We start from the raw sequence: 22,289 nt of genomic DNA on the forward strand, positions 1-22,289 counted from the left end.
TTTTTATGTGGGATGATGAAGAATAATTCAGGGGACATTTGGGGGATTCTGTGGGCATTTTGTGGGCACTTTGGTTTTTCTTTAAATATTATAGGTACTTGCCCACAAAAATAAAAACCCCTCAGCGCTAGAGCGCCAAGGGATTGAGCTATTAGTACAACGTAATATATTGATCGCGTTCCCATTGGTGGACTTGTGTACGGTACATATCCCACTCAATTTCTTTCAGCTCATAGAAGTGAGCCAAGGCGTGGTCGCCGAGAGCATCACAGATGACTTCGCTGCGGATCAATTCATTCAATGCTTCTTTCAGATCAGCTGGCAAGCTAGGAATGCCTTCTTCCACACGCTCTTCTTCTGACATGATGTAGATGTTACGGTCAATTGGAGCTGGTAAGGAAAGCTCACGTTTGATTCCGTCCAGACCTGCTTTCAACAGAACAGACAAAGCCAGGTAAGGGTTAGCAGCCGGATCCGGGTTACGAACCTCAACACGTGTACTCAGACCACGGGAAGCTGGAATACGAATCATTGGGCTACGGTTACTAGCAGACCATGCTACATAACAAGGTGCTTCATAACCTGGTACAAGACGTTTGTATGAGTTCACAGTTGGGTTAGTAATTGCTGCAAACGCACGTGCGTGCTTCAGAGTTCCAGCCATGAAGTGACGAGCAGTTTTGCTCAGACCCAACTCGTCCGACTCATCAACAAATGCGTTCTCATTGCCTTTGAACAAGGATTGGTTACAGTGCATACCGGATCCGTTCATACCAAACAGTGGTTTCGGCATGAATGTCGCATGTAAACCATGCTGACGTGCAATCGTTTTAACAACGAGTTTGAACGTTTGGATCTGGTCAGCCGCTTTCAGAGCATCAGCATATTTGAAGTCGATCTCATGCTGACCTGGAGCTACCTCATGGTGGGAAGCTTCGATCTCAAAGCCCATTTCTTCAAGTGTGATAACGATGTCACGACGACAGTTTTCACCAAGATCCGTAGGCGCAAGGTCGAAATAACCACCTTGGTCATTCAGTTCGTTAGTTGGGTTTCCTTTTTCGTCTGTTTTGAACAAGAAGAACTCGGGTTCAGGACCAACGTTGAAGGAAGTGAATCCCATATCTTGGGCTTCCTTCAGGTTACGTTTCAAGATACCACGTGGATCTCCTGGGAACGGATTACCATCCGGAAGATATACGTCGCAAATCAGACGTGCAACACGGTTCTCTGCAACCCATGGGAAAATAAGCCAAGAATCTAGATCTGGATAGAGGTACATGTCGGACTCTTCAATACGTACATAACCTTCAATGGAAGATCCATCAAACATCATTTTGTTATCCAGAGCCTTAGTCAACTGACTCACAGGAATCTCAACGTTTTTGATAGCTCCAAGCAAATCAGTAAATTGCAATCGAATGAATCGTACGTTTTCTTCTTTCGAAATGCGGAGAATGTCTTCTTTTGTATAACTCACTATAACCTCTCCCTTTCTTATCTGCGTATTTGGCCTGCCTGTTATATTTGTACATTAGAAAGTTCCACGGGTCAAGGAGTCTCACACCAAAAGTGCATGTTTTCCCCTTACTCGCCAAGTTATGCGAATTTAGTTTTTATTAAAGAATCGGGAAAGCTCTCCCTGAATGAGAGATACTTGTCCTGGTCTCTTACCTGAAACAAGCTGCTGCTTCAGCAAGCGGTGCAACTGCGTATCGGACAGCTCTCTGCGTTTAACTTCAGTATCCGGCGTGATAACTGTAGCTTCTTCGGATTCTTTCGAAACAGGATTCATCACTTGTTTGATCCCTGCGATGTTAACTCCTTTTTCAATCAAAGCCTTGATCTCTAGCAATCTCTCTACGTCATTAAAAGAGAATAACCGTTGATTACCTGACGTTCTCGCAGGAACGATCAAGCTGTGTTGCTCATAGTAACGAATCTGACGTGCAGACAGATCCGTAAGTTTCATTACAATACCAATTGGGAATAAGGCCATATTTCTGCGGATTTCATCACCCATGTTCATCAACCTTCCAGTCATCTATTCTTCACCCTATTGTACATTTAGTTATTACCAAGTGTCAATGACGTGTTAGATAAACTCACAATAATTTACGATCTTTCATAGTCTGTAACGCCATCAAAACGCCATATTTGACATGAGAGTACGTTAATCCGCCTTGCATATACCCGATATACGGCTCCCGAATAGGCGCGTCGGCTGATAATTCCAGACTTCCACCCTGAATGAACGTACCTGCCGCCATAATGACAGGGTGCTCATAACCAGGCATATCCCATGGTTCAGGAACCACATGACTATCTACAGCTGCTGCACGCTGAATCCCCTGCACGAAGGCGATCAGATGCTCGGCAGAGCTAAACTGAACAGCCTGGATCAGATCTGTGCGAGCTTCATTCCAGGCGGGTTTGGTTACAAATCCGGATTCAGCAAACATCGCAGCAGCAAACGTACTTCCTTTGATAGCTTGTCCTACAATTGTCGGTGCCATGTAAAGTCCTTGGTAGATGCCACGTGTTGTCCCCAGCATTGCTCCCACCTCTCCCCCAATTCCAGGGGCTGTCAGACGATAAGCTGCTAGCTCTACGTACTGTTCCTTCCCACATATGTATCCACCGGTTTCCGCAATACCTCCACCAGGATTCTTGATCAGTGATCCGGCCATCAGATCAACTCCGACTTCTGTCGGTTCATGTTCCTCCGTGAATTCACCGTAACAATTATCTACGAATACGATGACATCCTCCTTAAGAGCTTTAACACGCGTAACCATCTCAGCAATCTCAGCAACACAGAAGGAGGAGCGCCAGTCATAACCACGTGAACGTTGAATCCCAATGACTTTTGTAGCCGGTGTAATGTTTTTTTCAACTGCTGCCCAGTCCACTCCACCTTCATCAGTTAAGGCCGTCTCACGGTAACCGATACCAAAATCGCGTAATGAACCAGTGCCATCACCGGGTTTGCCAATAACTTTATGCAATGTGTCATAAGGCTTACCAGTGATGTACAATAATTCGTCCCCTGGGCGCAGCACTCCAAAAAGAGCTGTACTAATCGTATGTGTACCTGAAGCAAAATGAGGACGTACCAACGCGGCTTCCGCGCCGAAAACATCAGCATATACTTCATCAAGCACTTCACGCCCACGATCGTTATAGGCATAACCTGTTGAACCTGCAAAGTGAAAATCACTTACTTTTCGCTGTTGGAAAGCATTAATCACCTTCCATTGATTGTGATCTGTGATCCGATCAATCTGTTGCAGTTGTCCTTCAATCTGACGCTCCACTTGATGTTGAAGTTCAGATATTTCTGAATCAAAGCTTACCATCTTACTTCATTCCCCTTCATAGCACGAATCTGACATTAAATATCTATTATCGTGTCAACTTATCACATCAATATGTCATGAGTATTACAATTCGATGAAATCTTCAAGCATATGACCAAATTTCTCATATTCACCTTTTTGTAATTCCACTTCATAAATTACATCATTTTCTTCAAAGCTGGTATCTACTACATCACCAATTTTGTAAAGGACGGACGTAAGATCACCACGTTCTGCCGGAATCCGGAAGCGCTTCGTGTCACCTGTAAGCTCTGTCTGGATCAATTCACGGATTTTAAGCAAATCATCTGTGTCTAATGCGCTTACTTTGATATGGTCTTTATCCAATGGAAGCATCTCAAGCTGCTCTGGTGTGCACGCATCTTTTTTGTTATACAGGACTAACTGCGGCTTGTCCCCTGAACCAAGTTCTTGCAAAATTGTATTAACCGTCCGCATCTGATCTTCACGCATAGCTGATGAGGCGTCTACAACATGCAGGATCAGGTCTGCTTCATTCACTTCCTCCAGCGTTGCACGGAACGCTGCAATCAGATCATGCGGTAGATTTTGAATAAATCCAACCGTGTCGGTAAGGACGATTTCTTTTCCACTTGGAAGTTCCATCGTACGTGATGTTGGATCCAGAGTAGCGAATAGCTGATCTTGAATATACACATCTGCAGCCGTCAACTGCTTGAGCAAGGTTGATTTGCCAGCATTGGTATAACCAACAAGGGCCACCTGAACAATACCTGTTTTTTTACGGCGTTCACGATGCAACTTACGATGACGAGTCAATTCTTCCAGATGACGCTTCAGATCATCGATACGACCACGAATGTGACGGCGATCTGTCTCCAGCTTGCTTTCACCTGGGCCCCTTGTTCCGATTCCGCCACCAAGTCTGGACAGGTTCTTGCCATGACCCGACAAACGTGGCAGCAAGTAGCTATGTTGAGCCAATTCCACTTGAATGATACCTTCTCTAGTGTTGGCACGTTGTGCAAAGATGTCCAAAATTAATTGGGTACGGTCAATAATTTTGAGATCGAGGGTTTCTTCCAGATTCCTAACCTGTGCCCCTGACAATTCCTGATCAAAAATAGCTGTAGTTGCTCCAAGTTCCTCTGCAATCGCACGGAGCTCTTCCACCTTACCTTTACCAATGAACCATTTGGTATCACGTTTTTCCCTGTTCTGAGAAAGTACACTTAGCACTTCCACTCCAGCTGTCTCGGCAAGTTTCACCAGTTCCTCTAAAGAGTACTCAGGATTGATACCTGTACGTTTTACATCATCCGTAACAAGACTAACCAAGACGGCGCGATCTTTTTTGACCATATCTGTATCATGTGTGCCATTTGTCATGTATATATTCACTCCCTCTAATTACTAATCCATTAGTATTCATTACCACGAATATGCCATAGCATGCCTTAAGCCGAACCGGTTGGCCCGGCCGGCTGGTGTAAAAACTATATTATCGCTTACTTTCGCTCAAAGTTCAAATCCTCTGTACGGATTGTCATCAGCTCCAGTTTTCCTGGACTGCCTTCCGAGTATTGTTCCAACAAACGAACCGCCTGATGCCTGATCGAACGTTCAATGGCATTACGAACGTATCTGGCGTTACTGAACGCATGCAGCGAATCATTTTTTTCCTGAAGCAAATGTTGCTTTAGTTTGAGTATGGTCTGAGGCATTAAAATATAATCACGCTCTTTGGCCATAATCTCAGAGATTTGAATCAACTGATCAATACTATAGTCTGGAAACTCCACTTGAATGGGAAAGCGGGAAGGTAATCCAGGGTTCGTCTGAAGAAAAAAATCAATCTCATCTGAATAACCAGCCAATATAAGGATAAATTGATTTTTATTGTCTTCCATTGATTTTACAAGCGTATCAATAGCTTCCTTTCCAAAATCCTTCTCCCCACCGCGGGCCAAACTGTAAGCTTCGTCAATGAACAATATTCCACCGAGTGCCTTCTTGACCAGATCTCTTGTTTTCTGCGCCGTGTGCCCAATATATTCTCCAACCAGATCCGCACGCTCTACTTCAATAAGATGCCCTTTACTTAACACACCCATCTTCTGAAAGAGTTTGGCAACGATTCTCGCAACGGTGGTCTTACCAGTCCCCGGATTGCCTTTGAAGATCATATGATACACGTGCGCACCACTAAGTAAACCTGCTTCAGTACGCATCTGAGCAATCTGTAAGAAAGCATAAATCTCAAATACCAAGTCTTTGATATTTTCAAGTCCAACCAGTTGCTCCAGTTCACCCTGTATCTCCTGGAAGTGCGCATGTTTGGTTATACTCTTGGCTGCCTGTACTGCCGCTGCTTCATCTTTGACCAACATCTGAGGTTCCTGGTTACGCAACACAATATTAATTTGTCTGGATGGTCTGCCTCCTGGTTGCTCTCCTGCAGCCATGACCCGTCCGTTCATTCGCCATCACCTCTATTTTATCGGGCTGAACTCTCCTGATTATTAATGTATTCTATCAGGTGCTCCAATATTAGAAGGATCATGAAGAATTCTACGGATAAGTAGATGACTCAAATCTGAATGTTTTTTCGAAACTCTCCGTTCTCAAACAAACTCGGCCTATGCTTCAGTGATAACTGAAAGTATGGGAATACATGTGCATCAATGGCATGCAGCAGTTCCTTTGCCGTCTTGTTAGCCAAGTCATAATCACCCGTTGTAATATGTTTTCGTGACAGTGCATCTTCAAGCTCATCTTCATCCAGCAAAAATACTTCCCCATCTTTCAGTACAACGACATCCAGATACAGGTCATCAAACCAAGGAACACCCTGATCGGTTATCCCCTGACTACGACATGTATCAATATACCACTCTACAATCCGTTCCTGATCGTCAAACATCGCCGTAACTACAAAGTGCTCTCCCTTCGGATAGTATTGCAGCCAGGAATAACCTTTATCTGCGATACAGAAGGTACTGCCTCCATAAGTTTTCCACAGAGGTTCTTTCAAATCCTGTATGGTGTACAATGTAATATAACCTGTGAAAATTTTGGATTGAACGAACCGGCATGTGAATTGTCGGTTCGTAATCCGGCGCCAGTTCGCGCGGTCCCCGAATTTCCGTTTCATACGAACCCCTCTTTGCCGACTACAGGTCCGTGACCTGCTCTGATGTTATTAGTGAACAATGTAATAACGTCCGCCTGATGGATTCCAGCGCTCTGGGCCCGCCCTTGCACAACGTATTACGAATAGTTACAGCTTACCATATTTAAGGTTTACACTCAAAATCAAGCTTTGTCCCACCTATCCATCAAATCAGCTTCCATTACAGTCGGTTCCGTATACCAAAAAAACTGCTTCATCGGTATTCCGGGAAGCAGTTTTTTCAATGTAGCTATTTAGTGATTCATTGGCTTAGCCGCCGGTTCCAGCTTGAGAATCTGCAGGTGCATCTGTCCCTCCAGTATCCCCACTGGTTCCGCTGTCCGGAGTTACTACCTCACCTGGCGTTGTTACGGCTCCATCATCGGAACCTTCACCGGTACCACCCGGATCTGTTGTCCCCTGACCAGGCGGGGTCGTATTTCCTTCCCCAGGTTGACCGTTTCCTTGGCCAGCTCCGCCGTTGTTACCGTTGTTTCCATTGTTTCCGTTATTACCATTCCCATTTCCGTTGTTGCCATTTTCATTCCCATTCCCATTACCATTATTACCGTTCGAGTTGCCATTATCCGGTGAACCATTGTCCGGATTCTCCGTACCTGGCTGCTCAGGATCTATCTCTGTTCCAGGGTCTATACCAGGATCAGGTTCCTCCGGCGGCATTTCCTGCGCTTCAATCATCAAGGAAATGGTGTTGGAAGGATCCGTCTCAAGTCCTGATGCCAAGTCGTAAGCTGTCACATAGTACTCATAAGTTAGACCAGGCAACGCACTTAAATCTTGTGCATTGGTCGCTCCTATTGCATCAATGAGATGAGTGAACTGGGCTTCCGATGTTTCTTTCCGATAAATCCGATATTGCGTACTCGCGTCACCCGTTCCAGTCCAACTCAGTGAGACGGTTTGTGCATTTGGATCGTATGATCCACTCAGCCCACTAACGGACAGAGCCGGCTTTTCTGGTTCTTCTACTGGCGGAGGTGCCTGCCCTCCAGCTGGTGCTTTGAATTGCTTCACTGGAACGCCTTTTAAAGCATCTCCCATGACTTTGGCAAAGAAAGCTGCCGACAGCTTACTGCTGTTCTTAAGCATATGATTGGCATCCGGATTGTCATAGCCCATCCAGACTGCGGCAGTCCATTCCGGTGTGTATCCAACAAACCATACATCACGGTTGGCACTGTTGCCAGAGATACCACTTTGAACTGTTCCTGTTTTACCCGCTACCGGACGATCCAGACGCGCTGAACGTCCCGTACCGTCATTAACGACATTCTGCAGCATCTGTGTAAGCTGATACGCATTTTGCTCACTCATGACACGCGTTGTGTCCGAGTTATCGTGTTTGTAGGTGGTTTTGCCTGCGCTATCCTTGATTTCTTTAATCGCATAGGCTTGTCGGTATTCTCCGAGGTTGGCAAATGCACTATAGGCTTGCGCCATCTCCAGTGTATTTGTACCTTTACTTAGACCACCAAGGGCAATCGCCAGGTTTTTGTCTTCATCTGTCAGCTGTATGCCTACACTTTTGGCAAAATTAATGCCTGTGTTAACACCTATTTTATCAAGTAGCCAAACGGCAGGAATATTTTCCGATTTCGTAATGGCTTCCGTCATACTGATCGTTGAAGAATATCCATGCAAGTTACCAGGACAGTAGTTACCAAAACATTGCTTCGCATTACTCAGCGACGAGTTGGCACTGTAATTTCCTGATTCAAGCGCCGGTGCATAAGACACAATCGGTTTAAAAGCTGAACCTGGTTGTCTTCGACTCTGCGTTACACGGCTATAACCTTTAGTCTGATAATCCCGTCCACCCAGGAGGGCAACGAGGCTACCATTCTCATGGTTCATGATAACCATGGAGCCTTGGACCTGTTGATCGTCTTTACTTGCCTCGAACAGACTGTCATCTGTGAAGGCCGTTTCCATGGCTGTTTGAGCCTGAGCATCCATGGTCGTATAGATTTTGTATCCGCCGATATTCAGATCATCTTCCGTTTTGCCTGTTACTCGCTCAGCTTCACGAAGTACATAATCAATAAAGGCTTGATATTTCTGGTCTTTTTCTGGTCGCTTGTAGTTATAATCTACCGCTTTAGCTTTATCCATCTCTTCCTTCGTGATGTAGCCTTGTTCATACATTAGCTGTAATACCACACCACGGCGTGCTTTGGAATCGTTCGGATTGCTCACCGGATTGTAGGCAGAAGGCCCCTTGGGCATCGCGGCGAGTGTGGCGATTTCCCACAATTCAAGATTATTTAGATCTTTTTCTCCAAAATAAAATTCAGATGCTGCTTTAATCCCGTAACGCTGATGTCCGAAGAAAATCCGGTTCAGATACATCGTCAGGATTTCGTCTTTTGTGTACTTGCGCTCTAATGCCATGGCAATCGATACTTCCGTTGCTTTACGGAAGAACGTTTTGTCACGGGACAAGAACATGTTCTTGGCAAGCTGTTGGGTTAGTGTACTACCACCTTCCACCATGGAACGAGCCATGACGTCCTTAACCGCCGCACGCCCAATGGACCAGATATCCACGCCCTGATGATCGTAGAATCGCTTATCCTCCGTAGCGACAAAGGCTTGCTTCACCAGCTCAGGAATATCGTCTTCTTTGACGGGGTCCAGCTTCTGAATGGAAAGCTCCCCCATTAATTGACCATTGCGATCATATACTTTTGAGGTTTCATTAATTGTGGTTTTGTCCTTATTGGCTTTGAGCAGATTTTCACCACTCACCATAATAAATAAATATCCGCCAAGTGCACAGAATATGGCGATTGCCATTGTGAAAAACAGTGTCCATCCAACGCGTTTACCCGTAATTTTTTTCTTTTTAGAGGTCTTTGGCTTCGCTTTTTTGGGTGACTTGTTATTGTTGTTGCGATTGTTAGACCTCGACAACGGATCGTTTGGCATGTTAACCTCCTGACTCCCTTTCGGTTGCATAATTTCTATTCGTCTATAGGCTCAGGCATATATTAAACATATTTTGCCCGGAATGAAAAGAACAACCCTTTATTCAGGTTGCTCTGTTTCAATACCTATACTTGTAGACGAAATGGTTGGTGAAAAGGTTTCGTAATTTTTTTAAGCTTCGCCGCTGTTATCTTGCTGCATCAGCGATACGCTGCGTTGCGGCGTGAACGTGGAGATGGCATGCTTGTAGACCATTTGCTGGCGTCCGTCGCTGTCAATGACGATCGTAAAATTGTCAAATGCCTTGATCGTCCCGCGGATTTGGAAGCCGTTGGTCAGATAGACCGTAGCAGGAATATTTTCTTTCCGCAGTTGGTTCAAGAACGTATCTTGGATGTTGATGGACTTGTTCATTAGCCGTACCCCCATTGGTTCATTTGAATTCGTGTTCAAGTAATATTCAATATCGCTGAGTAGCTTTCGTGCTATTATATCATGAACAGTTTCATATAATCCACAAAAACCCCTTGTCTGCTATTTTACCCTCATTCTTGGCGAGGTGAAAAAATAGAAGACTTACCCATTATACACCGCTTGTCTGTTTTGCAAAAGAGGGACAAATTCTTCATTTTAAAGCACATTTATTCGTTGTTTGGTGAATGATTAATCTCAAACATCTGTTCTAGTAATAAGTAAAAACCTCTATCCTTTTGATAACTAAAAGGTAGAGGTTTACATATCTTGATTCAATCGATGATCGTCAGAAGAATACTAATATTCGCTTAAATCAATCAAATTTTCGTGTAATCAATTCACTTATCTGCTTGTATTTCCCTTCAAAATCCTGGGTATCCGTCATGTCCACCCATTCAATATCCTTCATATGGCGGAACCAGGAAAGCTGCCGTTTGGCAAACCGACGCGTATCCCTTTTTAACCACTCAACCGCAGCTTCCCAACTCACTTCCCCTTGCAGGAACGCTGCAATCTCCTTATACCCCAGTCCTTGCATGGAAATATGACCTCTGGCCACTCCGCGTTCCAACAGAGACTTCACTTCATCCACCAGACCTTGTTCGATCATCAGATCAATCCGCTCTTCTACCCGGGCGTACAACTTCTGCCGATCCATTGTCAAACCAACAATAAGAAGGTCATAAGGCGACTCTTTCTTCTGTACTGCCAGCTGATCAGACCACTTCTCGCCTGTGAGATGATGGATCTCAAGCGCACGTACAATTCGCCGCTGGTCATTCGGATGCAAACGATCCGCACTAACGGGATCAACTTCCTTCAATCGATCATGAAGGGCCTGTGCTCCGTATTGCTCCGCATAGCTGAATTGTTCCTCTCTGAACGCTTCATCCGAACCGCTATCGGAAAATTGGAAGCCGTAACATACCGATTCCACATATAGACCGGTGCCACCTACAATAAAAGGCATCTTACCGCGTTCGTGGATTTCACTAATCAATCGTGTGCAACTCTCCTGAAATTCGGCCACAGAATACGGATACTCCGGTTCATGGATATCAATGAGATGATGAGGTACACCCTTCATTTCTTCAGAGGTAATCTTGGCAGTTCCGATATCCATTTCACGATATACCTGCATCGAATCCCCTGAGATAATCTCACAATTGAAAGCTTGGGCAAGCTCGATGCTCATTCTTGTTTTGCCTACTGCTGTTGGTCCAACCAGCACAAGCAGTTTAGGTTTTGGTTTAACTTCCACTTTCAACATTAATCACTCCGTACAGGGTTTTTGCATTCGCCCGATCAAGTATTTCAAATCCGAGCCTGTCAAACTCCGCGCTGCCGCGCTTTTCTTTCATGACTACCCGTTTACGGGCGACACGTTTTGCTTCCATAATGCTCTGTTCATCCAGTGCGTGAGCATTTGCATAATCTCGCAAGGGCTGTATTGCACTTGAATCCATCATTGGCTCACGGAACATCGGGTCAAAATATACAGTATCACAGCTTCGATCCTGCATGGATCGCAGTAACTCAAGATGATCCACATGCCGCAGATCTATGCGCCGGAAAGCCTCATCCACCAAGGGCTGGTTGCTTTTATAATGGGACATGCCCTCCAGCAGCAGGGTATAGAGCGGTTGAGAACTTTCACATGCGATGACTTGTCCACTCTTCCCAGCCGCAACCGAAAATACCAGCGCGTCTGAACCGAGTCCAGCGGTACAATCCACAATGGTGTCTCCTTCGAGTACCGCACCAGCTTCCAGCATGGGATCAACTTCCCCTCTAAGAACACGCTTAGCACGAACAAATCCCATACTGGGGTGAAACTCAAGCTCCGTTGCATCCTTGCGAAACAAGCGTGCTCTGCCATTGAGCACAACCAGTATTTCGTTGATACCATAATGTTCAATCAGTTTGGGTAAAGACGTTCTATTGCGCGGTACGTAGGTACCTCCTGTCGTTTCGGCGAGCTTACGCGCACGCTCCACCTGAGAGGCAATCTCCTTGTCACCGGTTGTAATGTACATAATGTCCCCCTAAATAGCTACATCACTCGTTTAAATAATTTTTCCAGATCATACGTTGAAAATGAAACCACTATCGGCCGCCCATGTGGACAAGTGTAGGGCTGACGACATGAACCCAGACGCTGAATTAGCACTTTCGCTTCCTGATCCGTCAGCTTCTGGTTCGCTTTGATGGATGCCTTGCAGGAGCACATAATGGATGCAGCTTCTCGCATCTTGGCCACATCTATGCTGCGTTCACTAAGAACCCATTCAGACATCTCTTCGATAATGTCTTTCTCGTCCCCTTTGGGGAACCAGAACGGATGGGAGCGCACACGGAACGTCTGTCCACCAAAATGCTCCAAATATACACCTGCCTGCTCGAACCATGCCAGCCTTGTTTTTAGCTTTTCCGTCTCCGAAGGTGTGAACTCCAGTGTAATCGGCAGCAGTAACTCTTGTGAGGCCTGGGCAGGGTTACCAAATTTCTCGTAATAGTATTCATAATTCACGCGTTCATGAGCAGCATGCTGATCAATCAAATATAAACCTTGGTCATTTTGCGCGATCAAATACGTACCATGATGCTGTCCGATCAGACTCAGCTCCGGAAATGCGGGCATGGATGCATCTGATTTAATGGCAGCAGCAAGTTTGGTGGCATCAGGCAGACCTGAAGTTTTCCACGTCCGTTCACTTCTCGCAATTGAAGACGGGTTATACGATGAACGAGCTTCCCTAACCGGTGAAGTTACGGAATCGGAGCGATAGGTAGCTGGTTTGCCTTCAGTCAGCGGTTTCTCTGTTGCTCCACCAGCTCCACCATCTTGAGAAGACAGATCCGTTTTGGTGAAAATTTCGGAAGAACTTGTACCTACATCCTTAATACCTTCCTGGACATCAGCGGATGTCTGCACCCCATCATGACTAATCCCCTTCTGCAAAATATCCCCGTTCCAACCTTCTATCTGCTCAGGAGGGGTTGTAAACTCAGGTGGAGCTTCGGGCAATGGCACTGAGTGACCCTGGTCAGATACCGGCTGTGCTGTGGACACATCCGCCGGAGCATCCAAATCCAGATCATCATCTTCGGCAGTTAACCTCAGAGGTGCAGCAGTAGGTTTCCCGAGTGGACCTTGTTGCCCATATCCTTCTGCATCAGATGCATCTTTCAGCGGACCACGTGGAAAGAGAAATTGTTCCTGAATAAAGGAACTATCGTCTCCACGTCGAATCTGCTGTTTTTTGACCTGAGGAATCAATACCTCCTGCCGGAGTATCCCCCGCAACGTCGTCTCTATGAATTCATACAGTTCTGGTTCCTTGCTGAAGCGAACCTCCAACTTGGCCGGATGCACGTTCACATCCACAAGAGATGGGTGCATCTCCAACTGCACCACAACAAGCGGGAAGCGATTAATCGGCAGCAAGGTGTGGTAGGCTTTGAGAATCGCCTGATTGAGACCGTAATTGCGAACAAATCGCCCATTAACAATCGTCGACATACCACCACGGTTCGCTCGTGTCCATTCAGGCAGGCTGATCAGCCCGCTCACCCGGTAATCCAGACTTTCACCCTGGATGGGAAGCATCGCTTTGGCAGCACTTGTTCCATAGATCGCTGCAACCACTTGCAGCAGATCGCCGTTACCCAACGTCTGAAGCAACACATTCTCATTATGGCGCAGTCGGAACGAAATGTTTGGATGAGACATCGCCATCCGGTATAGGACATCTGATATATGCCCCAGTTCCGTCTGGATCGTTTTCATATATTTGAGTCTGGCTGGTGTATTGTAAAATAGTTCTCTCACTGCAAAATCTGTACCTTGGGGTGAGGTTGCATCTTCATGAGAGACAAGGTTCCCGCCTTCAATCACGATGCGGCGTCCTCGCCCGTCATTGTCACTTGCCGACAATACCTCTACCTTGGATACTGCAGCAATACTCGCCAAGGCTTCGCCACGGAATCCAAGACTTGTGATCTGGAAGAGATCTCGGCCATGAGCTATTTTGCTGGTCGCATGACGATAAAAGGCGGTTTCCATGTCCTCTGGCTCAATACCTGAACCATTGTCTTTAACACGAATACTGAGGAGTCCGCCCTCTTCCACCGTCACTTCAATCTTGGTGGCGCCTGCATCCACCGAGTTTTCGAGTAACTCCTTGACAACTGAAGCAGGCCGTTCGACCACTTCACCCGCCGCGATCTGGTTGGCAATATGTTCATCAAGCACATGTATTTTCGCCACAGGTTTTCCCCTCCCTTATACTCAGGATAATTGCTGTGCCTTCAATTTGAGATCATTCAATATCTGCATCGCCTGAAGAGGCGTCATATTCATGACATCGATATCTTTCATCGTTCGGATAAATTCTCGCGCTGGTTTATCCACCGCAACTACATCCGGTTTCGTTGCCACATTCGGCTCATCATCCCCAAAGATGGACAGTTGAACCACATCCGAATGGTTTGCGCTGGACTGTGCTTTGCTGTTTGCTTTCTTGGCATGTTGCTTCCCTGCCGAATCTTCAATAGAAGTTGTGTACTCTGCACTATCCACAATCTCGTGTTCCCGGATCAATGGTGCTGAATCCGTGTACTGGAATTCTCCACCTTTTAATTTCAAGCCTGCTCCCTGCTTCTCGTTTCCGATATATTCACTGCCCACAGCTACTTGCGCGGCCGCATGTTCGAACCCATGCAATAGTCCATTCGCTCGCTCAATAATGCTATCAGGCAGACCTGCAAGGCGTGCACAATAGATACCATAACTACTGCTGGCTGCCCCGGCAATCAATTTGCGCAGGAAATTAACTTTGTCACCACTCTCCTGTACCGCCATCGAGTAGTTGGCCAGCTTGTCCAGACTCTCCTCCAGATGAGCAAGCTCATGGAAATGAGTTGATACAAGAGCTTTACAGCAGATAATATCATGTACATATTCAATAACAGACTGAGCAATCGCCATACCTTCGCTGGTTGATGTCCCACGTCCCAATTCATCGATAATAATCAGACTGCGTGGTGTGGCTTTGTCCGTCATGACCTGAATGTCGGCCATCTCCACCATAAATGTGCTTTGTCCGCCAATGAGATCATCCGCGGCACCGATCCGTGTGAAAATGCGATCCATGATCGGCACTTCCGCCTGACCCGCAGGTACAAAACAACCTACTTGCGCCAAAATGGAGATTAAAGCGACCTGTCGCATATACGTACTCTTACCAGCCATATTTGGTCCAGTAATCAGCAGAATACGTGCCTCTTCCTTGGTCATTGCCGTGTGATTGGCAATAAATGCGCCATCTCGCATGACCGCCTCAACGACCGGATGGCGTCCTTCTTCCACAACCAGATCATAACCGTCGGTCAACGTTGGACGTACAAAATTTCTCTCAGCACTGATCACCGCAAAAGATTGATACACATCAATTTCCGCTACCTGTTCAGCCAGCTTTTGCAGTCTTGCGATCTCTTTGTTCAGCCGCTCGCGCAGCTCTGCGAACAGTCCATACTCAATATCAACCATTTTGTCCTGAGCTTCGAGAATCAGCGTCTCTTTTTCCTTCAACTCCGGCGTAATGTAACGTTCTGCATTGGCAAGTGTCTGTTTACGTTCATAACGTCCCTCTGGCAACGCGGACAGATTGGACTTGGTGATCTCGATATAATAACCAAACACTTTGTTATATCCAATCTTGAGCGATCGAATGCCTGTCGCCTCACGCTCTCTCGCTTCCAGCTCCGCAATCCACTGTTTCCCGTTAACCGAAGCCTCGCGCAATTCATCCAGACGTTCATGGTACCCTTCACGAATCAGACCTCCGTCCCTTACCGATACCGGCGGCTCGTCCACAATGGCTTGCCCGATGGCTTCACGCAGATCATTGCAATCATCCATTGTTTCGGCAATATGCTGCAGTGTTGCGGAAGATGATCCTGCGCAATGTTGACGAAGTCCTGGAATTTTCTCCAGCGATGATTTGAGCGCATTCAGGTCACGACCATTGGCATTACCAAACGCAATCCGGCCTACCAAACGCTCCAGATCATAGATGTCTTTGAGTTCAGCCCGCAAATCCTCACGCAATATAAACTGGTTGTACAGCGTATCCACTGCTTCAAGACGCTCATTAATCTTCCCTTTTTGCAACAATGGCTTATCAACCCAGCGACGCAGCATTCTTGCACCCATGGACGTCTCGGTCCGATCAAGCAACCAGAGTAATGAACCTTTTTTGGAGCGTTCACGCACGGTTTCCACCAATTCCAGGTTCCGGCGGGTAAACGGGTCCAAGATCATATAATGATCTGGCTCATACGTTGAGATTTGAGTTAATTGTCCCAGAGAACGTTTCTGTGTCTCACTCAGATAGGAGAAAAGACGTGCAATGCACGCTTGACGTTCAGGCTCTAATCTTGCCCACACAGCCTCACCAAACTGCTGACGGACCAGATCTTCCTTATTCTTTGTCCACGCCGTGTAGACCACAGGGCGACCGATTGGAGATGCCTCGGCTTCTACCGTTTCAAGCAGCGCTGCATCCCCCACCAGCTCCGATGGCTCATAGATGCCGATTTCATCCTTAAGCCACTCCTTGGAATAGGGTACGGATGTCACATACAACTCACCCGTTGACAGATCACAGGCCGCGAGCGCGAGCGTATTTTGATTACCTGTAAGACAAACCATGTAGTTGTTGGACTTGTCCCCTAGTGTTTTGCCTTCCATTACCGTTCCGGGTGTAACCACACGAACAATTTCACGTCGTACCATGCCTTTGGTTACACTCGCATCTTCCATCTGTTCACATATCGCAACTTTATATCCTTTTTCAATCAGACGCTGTATGTAATTGTCAGCCGAATGATAAGGTACACCGCACATCGGAATTTTATCATCCGTGCCTCCGTTGCGTGCGGTCAGCGTGATCTCTAGTTCACGGGAAGCATTAATTGCATCCTCAAAGAACAGTTCATAGAAGTCACCCAGTCTAAAAAATAGAAAAGCATCCTGTGCTTCGGCCTTCACTTGCAAATATTGTTGAATCATTGGCGTATACTGAGCCATGATGAATATCCTCCATCCCGTTCCTATAATGTCAGGAAGAAACGCGTCCTGGAAGGACAATAAGACGGTCAGGCACTGTGTTTGCGCCTCCGCCTTATGTGTTGGCTATTCGCCACTTCCTTCAAAGGTTGCTGCTCCATATCTTCCGTAGCTATCATTTAAACAGACTTGTTTCTTATTATATCAAAAAAACGTCCGTACTTCATGAACCTGCCCGAATATTCCAGAGTTTGCGAATATCGCGGCTCTCATCCCATGTTCTTCCCAGTTTTAATTGAAGGATCAACGGAGACGCATACCGTTCATAACGTGCATATCCATCCAACCTCTTCAGATCATCTACGAGGGCTGGGATGTGTTCCTTAATCACTTCGCGCTTTCCTTCATAAAAAGCGGCATGGACCTCAGCTTTTGCCAACGGACGCTGCCGTAATTGAGTATACTCTCTCGCGATCAGACCTGCCAAGGCCACAACACCTTTCGCAACAAGGGGTGACACAAGAAAGCTGGGTAACGTACGATACTCAAACCCACCATAGGATTTCAGACGAAAATCACCAAGTGCTCCATAACGGGGTCGCCTTCCCGATCCACGGGGGTCTTGAAGAAATGCCAATGGCAATGCCAGATAATTGTCCAGTGCACGGAGCAGTTCCCCGGTAAGATTCACGTCGCTAAAATGAATATGACCACCAAGAGGTAACCCCCGCTGTGGCATCCCTCCTGCCTGCCAGATGAGCGAGTGATCACTGATGCTGCGGGAAGCGGCTGCGAATGCCCTCATCAGATGAGCCAGTAGCTCTCGTGGTTCGGAGCTGGGAGCAGGCCGCAATTCGGCAACCGGATATATGCGCCGTCCACCAATCGTCACGGAATCACAGCCTGCCATTCCGCTACGTTCAAGAAATTTGGAGGCGGGTACGATTTTGGATTCCGGCATTTGAACCAGCAGGAACTCGGGGTCCATGCCAAGTATCGGAGTGGGTCTGTGATTCGCCTCCTCATCCAGCAGTTCCTGATGCAGCTTCCAGCTTTCCCTATAGGTAGCAGCAAGGTTGGTCACCCCTTTCCAGGGACACGGGTCGATCGAAATCACTGCACAACCGCCGTTCCCTGAGGACTCCATTCGAACAGATCCATGATCCAGCCCTAGCGTATACAGCGTTTTGATCGCAAGTCGTTCTATGCGCTTGTATAAGGTCGAACTCGCTTCACGCTCCAACAGAGTTTCCTGCGCCCCTCCCATGCCACTAGTATCCTTGCGCTTGATCCGAATTGCCTGCATACAGCTTATCTCTACGTCATAGCGTACACGCAAGCCTGGTTCACGTTTACGCCGATCGTGCAGTGACAGTACTTCAATGCCTGCCTGTTTCAGCCGTTCTGAACGTTCTCCGGCAGTCATCCTTTCATAGCGGCGCAGCGCTTCCTCCGCTTGTTCCATCACATTCATTACGTCCCCCCTCCCGGATCATGCCCAAAAATAAAAATAACCCCGCAATGCGGAGCCTTCCCGTGAAAGGTATTCCAGGCACATTGCGAGGCTCATTACCACCCATTTTTCAATATTTAAGAAGAAAGAGGGCTTACGCCCTCTTCACCGCGCCTTCTGGCGCATATGATACATTAGGTTATCAAATACAGGCGTCAAACTCACAGCTCATCGTCGAGCAGATCGGGATCGAGATCGTCATAATCTCCATCGCCACTGCCGAAGTCATAGTCCTTGTCTTCGTAATCACCGCATCCATCTGTGCAGACCTTCACACAAACTTTAGTCTCGGCAACGAGTTCCACAGCGAATTCCCGTTCTACCCGGATAATTACACTGCTTCCACCTGCTGATACTGTGGCTTCCACACAGCTAGGTTCCTGCGTTGCATCCGCAGATACCTCTACTGTGGAAGTCCGGTGTTTCGGGTCCAGATAGGACAAAGGCACATGTTCTACATACGAGACCGTTTCTTTGGCTACATCCGTCTGAGAATTTTTGTCGTAGGAATACCAAATGTTGATATCGTAAGTACCAATAACTTCAATTCCGTCACCCGCTGATACGGCTTCATATTGGTGGTTGATAATCCAAGCCCCCAAAATACTTGTCGGACCATTTGGCGGAGTCACGGTATGTGTTACGGTAGAGAACTTACGACCTTTGCCGCAGATCGCCTTCGTGATAATCTCTCTACATTGATGTTTATGACTCAATGACATCTTTAAACCTCCTCCATACAATCATTCACTACAAGTGTATGCAGGGCATTCGTCTAGGGTGACAACTATTTTCTATTATTCGTTTGTAGATTGGGACCGGTCCGAGATTGGGGACGGCGCTTTGTCCTTCTTCGCGACTTTCAGATACAGCGCGAGTTCACGGCACAGCTGGAGAATTGCAGAACGAATCTCGAATTCTTCCCTTGTATCCGGCAGCTCCATACGTTTGAATTCTTCTTGCACATCCGCAAGAAGTTTTTCAGTTCGTCCAGTGTAGGATTCAGTAAGTACATCCTGACTAAGCTGATCGAACAGCTCCGACACCATTTCCGCATGTGGCATCTTCTGATAGATCTGGGACACCAGATGCATCATGTGCTGGATAGAGTCCAACTGCGTTTTGCGCATATAGAAGTAGACACTCCATTCCTCATTCGGATGAATCACCTGATTCTCCAGAGAACGCTTGGCCGCATCAATACCGCCAAGGATCGCTTGATCTGCTTCAATCAGCTCTCTCCCCGCCCATGCTTCATTGGGATTACGCAGCGTGGCAGCAAATTCCTTGAAAATTTTCGAGAAGAGTTCATCGATTCGTTTCCGAATGCGAAGCATCTGCGGATCTGCTGCCGGCATATAGGCCAGGTTAACCGCCATTGCGGAACCAAGACCAATTAACAGCAAAGCAATTTGTACGAGGACGACATGCACGTCCATCTCCCCGCCGCCGAACACCCGAAACACCACAACAGAACCTGTAACAATACCTTCTTTGAAGCCTACCCGGACAATAGCCGGGAATGCGATCAATATGTATACCCCCAGCACCCAATAATGGAAGCCTAGAAAGTGAAAAAGTACACTTGCAAATAAAAGTCCAACTACGGAAGCAAAGAACCGCGCCGATATGGTGCGAATACTTCGTTTTCTCGTTACATCCACGCCAAGAATGGCAAGCAATCCCGCTGATGTTGGTCCCGGCAAGCGACACCAGTCTGCAATCAATACAGCCATTAATGCGGCGATTGCAGTTTTAATTACCCTAAAACCCATTTAATATTCCATCTCCTCTAAGCTGCAAAAAAATTCTTAGCCAGCTCGTCGCCTCTTTCATTATCATGACTAGTATGTCTCATCCAAAAGTAAACTAGACGACATCAACCGACATGCGCATGCATGCCGGTCACAGCAACACGCCCCGAATGAGGGACGCTGGCAAGTTAGATCGTTGCGACAGAACCTCAAGGCCCTCTTCTCCAATCATCGCATTCATTCCGGATCTGCGCGGAATAATCATACTAAATATGGTACTTGATTTTACGGTATCGGGCAACGTGACACCCCTTGTGAAATTGTATACATATCATACCCGGTCACATTACGAGTAAAACACTACGAATCACCTGCGGCCAGCCAGCATTTTGCGTTCTGCATAGACAACAAGTTGGTACATGGCTGTTGCAACAGCAGCAATAATTAACAGACTTGATAATACAAGCGTGAAGTTGAATACCTGGAATCCGTAGATAATCAGATAACCGAGCCCTTGTTTTGCGACCAGAAACTCACCTACAATTACACCCACCCAAGCCATGCCAACGTTCACTTTCAAGGTGGATACAATCGCCGGAAAAGAAGCAGGTAATACAACTTTTGTAAAAATCTCGGAACGGTCTCCACCAAACGTACGAATGACTTTAATATAATTGGGATCCACTTCATTGAAGCTGTTATACACGACCAATGTCGTGATAATGACCGTGATGGACAATGTGGTCATAACAATGGCTGTAAAACCCGCGCCGAACATCACAATAAAGATCGGGCCAAGTGCTACCTTTGGCATACTGTTGAACACAACCATATAGGGGTCCAACACTTTTGACAAAAAAGGAGACCACCAAATTAAAACCGCAAGCAAGGTTCCCACCAGTGTTCCCAATAAAAAACCAACTGCCGTTTCCCCTACGGTTACCCCAACATGTGCCCACAACTCGCCACTAGCGATGTCCTTGCCAATCTGGGCAAAAACCTTACTCGGATAACTGAATAACAGTACATCAATCCAACGAAGCCTGCCTGCCACTTCCCATAACAAAAACATACATACCAACATAGATAACTGTACGGCAAGCACTTGATGTCGCCATCTGGCCACCTGCTGAATATGATTCCGATGCAGCTGCCCCATCCATTCGTCACGCTTTTCCTGCTTCGGATTCATTGGATTCACGCGTCTTCCTCACCTCCCCCCGACTGATCCAGTTCACTCCATAACGCCTGAAACAACACATTGAATCCTTCTTGTTCCCTGGCATGAAACGGCTGAGCCTTCCGAATTCCATCGGGGATTACAAACTCACGACGGATGCGGCCGGGATTGCGATCAAGCACAATGACTCGGTCACTGACCGCAATGGCTTCAGACAAATCATGGGTGACGAGAACAGATGTTTTGCCAAACTGTTTTAACGTGTCCGAGACCAAATCCTCCAGTTGCAGCTTGGTTTGATAATCAAGTGCTGAGAATGGTTCATCCAACAATAAAATTCCCGGATCGGTTGCCAACGTTCGCACCAGAGCCACTCGCTGTCTCATACCCCCTGAAAGCTCTGAAGGGTACTGATTCTCCGTTCCGGCCAACCCCATACTTACCAGCAGTTCCCGTACACGCTCACGGCTCCGTTCATCAAGTCTGCCTGTCAGTTCAAGACCAATCAATGCATTATCCAGAATGGTCCGCCACGGGAACAGATAGTCCTGTTGAAGCATATAACCAATCTGTGCTGAGGGGCCGCCAACAAGTTTGCCTTTAACCTTAACCTCTCCTCGGGTGGGTGTGAGCAGCCCGGCAATGATCGACAACAATGTCGTTTTACCACATCCACTCGGTCCAACCAGACTGACGAACTCTCCTTTTTGAATCTCCAGACTCAAGTCTTCAAGCACCAAGGAAGCTTCCCGCTCGCTGACATATACTTGAGAGATCCCCTCGAGTCGGATCACACTTTCGGATTCAGGCATTCTGCTCACTTCCTTTCCTGAA

Annotated in this window: 17 protein-coding genes; all 17 read right to left on the reverse strand. The window is 46.9% G+C overall.

The window, feature by feature from the left end; translation table 11 throughout:
* Nucleotides 1–151: 151 nt before the first annotated feature.
* Nucleotides 152–1,480: a type I glutamate--ammonia ligase gene (gene glnA, locus MKY92_RS17840; protein WP_076210082.1), complete on the reverse strand. Its 1,329-nt coding sequence runs from the start codon at nt 1,478–1,480 to the stop codon at nt 152–154.
* 129 nt (nt 1,481–1,609) lie between these two features.
* Nucleotides 1,610–2,023 (reverse strand): MerR family transcriptional regulator, encoded by a 414-nt coding sequence (locus MKY92_RS17845; RefSeq protein WP_017687924.1) that lies wholly within the window; start codon nt 2,021–2,023, stop codon nt 1,610–1,612.
* Nucleotides 2,024–2,105: 82 nt separating this feature from the next.
* Nucleotides 2,106–3,359 carry a methionine gamma-lyase family protein gene (locus MKY92_RS17850; protein ID WP_339297141.1) on the reverse strand — a complete coding sequence of 418 codons (1,254 nt, stop codon included), beginning with the start codon at nt 3,357–3,359 and terminating at the stop codon, nt 2,106–2,108.
* Nucleotides 3,360–3,443: 84 nt separating this feature from the next.
* On the reverse strand, nt 3,444–4,730 hold the full coding sequence (hflX, locus tag MKY92_RS17855; protein WP_339297142.1) for a GTPase HflX: 1,287 nt from the start codon (nt 4,728–4,730) through the stop codon (nt 3,444–3,446).
* Nucleotides 4,731–4,849: 119 nt separating this feature from the next.
* Nucleotides 4,850–5,821: an AAA family ATPase gene (locus MKY92_RS17860; protein WP_036613563.1), complete on the reverse strand. Its 972-nt coding sequence runs from the start codon at nt 5,819–5,821 to the stop codon at nt 4,850–4,852.
* Nucleotides 5,822–5,931: 110 nt separating this feature from the next.
* Nucleotides 5,932–6,495 (reverse strand): DUF402 domain-containing protein, encoded by a 564-nt coding sequence (locus MKY92_RS17865; protein WP_036672757.1) that lies wholly within the window; start codon nt 6,493–6,495, stop codon nt 5,932–5,934.
* 288 nt (nt 6,496–6,783) lie between these two features.
* Nucleotides 6,784–9,462 carry a PBP1A family penicillin-binding protein gene (locus tag MKY92_RS17870; RefSeq protein WP_339297143.1) on the reverse strand — a complete coding sequence of 893 codons (2,679 nt, stop codon included), beginning with the start codon at nt 9,460–9,462 and terminating at the stop codon, nt 6,784–6,786.
* Nucleotides 9,463–9,633: 171 nt separating this feature from the next.
* On the reverse strand, nt 9,634–9,876 hold the full coding sequence (gene hfq, locus MKY92_RS17875) for an RNA chaperone Hfq (RefSeq protein ID WP_017687918.1): 243 nt from the start codon (nt 9,874–9,876) through the stop codon (nt 9,634–9,636).
* 373 nt (nt 9,877–10,249) lie between these two features.
* On the reverse strand, nt 10,250–11,206 hold the full coding sequence (gene miaA / locus MKY92_RS17880; RefSeq protein ID WP_339297144.1) for a tRNA (adenosine(37)-N6)-dimethylallyltransferase MiaA: 957 nt from the start codon (nt 11,204–11,206) through the stop codon (nt 10,250–10,252).
* Nucleotides 11,187–11,972, reverse strand: a complete 786-nt coding sequence (locus MKY92_RS17885) for a class I SAM-dependent methyltransferase (protein ID WP_339297145.1) — start codon at nt 11,970–11,972, stop codon at nt 11,187–11,189. Before MKY92_RS17885 ends, miaA begins: the two co-directional genes overlap by 20 nt.
* A gap of 17 nt (nt 11,973–11,989) precedes the next feature.
* Nucleotides 11,990–14,206 (reverse strand): DNA mismatch repair endonuclease MutL, encoded by a 2,217-nt coding sequence (gene mutL / locus MKY92_RS17890; RefSeq protein WP_339297146.1) that lies wholly within the window; start codon nt 14,204–14,206, stop codon nt 11,990–11,992.
* A 21-nt stretch (nt 14,207–14,227) separates the two neighbouring features.
* The gene (mutS, locus tag MKY92_RS17895; RefSeq protein WP_339297147.1) at nt 14,228–17,029 is read right to left on the reverse strand and encodes a DNA mismatch repair protein MutS; all 2,802 of its coding nucleotides are present in this window, start codon (nt 17,027–17,029) and stop codon (nt 14,228–14,230) included.
* 202 nt (nt 17,030–17,231) lie between these two features.
* Nucleotides 17,232–18,482, reverse strand: a complete 1,251-nt coding sequence (locus MKY92_RS17900; protein WP_339297148.1) for a hypothetical protein — start codon at nt 18,480–18,482, stop codon at nt 17,232–17,234.
* 200 nt (nt 18,483–18,682) lie between these two features.
* Nucleotides 18,683–19,243 carry an outer spore coat protein CotE gene (locus MKY92_RS17905; RefSeq protein WP_062835006.1) on the reverse strand — a complete coding sequence of 187 codons (561 nt, stop codon included), beginning with the start codon at nt 19,241–19,243 and terminating at the stop codon, nt 18,683–18,685.
* A 75-nt stretch (nt 19,244–19,318) separates the two neighbouring features.
* Nucleotides 19,319–20,296 (reverse strand): aromatic acid exporter family protein, encoded by a 978-nt coding sequence (locus MKY92_RS17910; protein ID WP_339177189.1) that lies wholly within the window; start codon nt 20,294–20,296, stop codon nt 19,319–19,321.
* A 346-nt stretch (nt 20,297–20,642) separates the two neighbouring features.
* Entirely contained in the window at nt 20,643–21,467 is an 825-nt protein-coding gene (locus tag MKY92_RS17915) for an ABC transporter permease (RefSeq protein WP_074096946.1), read from the reverse strand.
* A 5-nt stretch (nt 21,468–21,472) separates the two neighbouring features.
* A complete protein-coding gene (locus MKY92_RS17920) occupies nt 21,473–22,267 on the reverse strand; it encodes an ABC transporter ATP-binding protein (protein WP_339297149.1) in 795 nt (264 codons plus the stop codon).
* Nucleotides 22,268–22,289 lie beyond the last annotated feature (22 nt).

Origin of the sequence: Paenibacillus sp. FSL R5-0623 (assembly GCF_037974265.1) — a bacterium.
Lineage (GTDB): Bacteria > Bacillota > Bacilli > Paenibacillales > Paenibacillaceae > Paenibacillus.